Origin of the sequence: Pseudoalteromonas sp. S558 (assembly GCF_005886635.1) — a bacterium.
In the GTDB taxonomy this organism is placed as follows: domain Bacteria; phylum Pseudomonadota; class Gammaproteobacteria; order Enterobacterales; family Alteromonadaceae; genus Pseudoalteromonas; species Pseudoalteromonas aliena.
In genome coordinates this window covers 1-1,125 of record NZ_PNDU01000325.1, presented here as the reverse complement: position 1 = coordinate 1,125, position 1,125 = coordinate 1, and the positions used below count along the sequence as shown (strand labels likewise).

Below are 1,125 nucleotides of genomic sequence, written 5' to 3'. Positions count from 1 at the left end.
TTAAGTAATAAAAGAGATTGAAGTAATAAAAGAGATTGAAGTAATAAAAGAGATTGAAGTAATAAAAGAGATTGAAGTAGTAAAAGAGATTGAAGTAGTACCGGATAATTTGGGTAGCATTGTTCTTACATTTGACGATGGTCATTGTATTAATAGTTGGTATGAAAGTACTTACCTTTTCGAGCAATATAATGCTTCTGCTACGTTTTATATTAGCAAATATCATAGTGGTATGGCTGATCAACTGTTGTTTCTTCAAAACCAAGGATTTGAAATTGCACATCACACAACATATCATGCCAATGCATTAGAGTGGTTTGACGAACATGGCCTTGATTCTTGGCTAAAAGGAGAAATTAGAGATTCATTAAATAATATGAAAAAAGATGGATTAAAGGTCAGTTCTTTTGCTTTTCCTTTCGGTTCTTACAGTATTGAACTTAGCGAAGCATTAAGAGAAGATTTCGAATCGGTTAGAGGGTATTTAACTCCTAAAACAAAAGACCTAAGACTCGGTATGCAAAATGATGGTTATTTTTATATGGGTGTCGGTATTGATAGCTCATATTTTGAACCAGAAACACGAATATTTTTAGCTATGGACAAAGCAAAAGCAACAGGGCGTGATCTAATTCTTATTGGGCATTGTATTGTTGAGGGTGAACCTACTTCCCGCTGGCAAACACCGACTAAAAATTTAATAAAAATTTTTGAGTATGCAAAAGAAATTGGCCTCCAGTTTAAGACTATGAACCAACTAAATAAAAAGCTAAGAGTTACCAAATAGTAGTCAAATATATTGGCAGCTTTTTTTAGAGACGCTGAAATAATATGCCAGTTCCCTTTAAATACTATGAATAACCTCGCTCCAAGGAGCGAGGTATCGGTTAACAACTCGAATATCATAAGCTGATCCGTCACCATTTTTATTTACAGTTTTAGCGAAAAATCCATTCGACCAAAACTCACCACTTCACAAAAGCTTTTTAACTTCAGGATACTTTTTAAATATATGTCGAGTCGTTCATCTGTTAACTATGGTTACTAGTTCAGTTACACAATAGGTCGGAACTGATTAACTAAAAGGTGTGATCTGAACCACCAATAGCGGAGTTTTTCAAGTTA

General features: G+C 34.0%; 1 protein-coding gene. It reads left to right on the top strand.

The features are described 5' to 3' along the window. The first annotated feature begins 109 nt into the window (after positions 1-109). Positions 110-787, top strand: coding sequence for a polysaccharide deacetylase family protein (locus tag CWB66_RS18490; protein ID WP_171037534.1), 678 nt, complete (start codon positions 110-112; stop codon positions 785-787). Positions 788-1,125 lie beyond the last annotated feature (338 nt).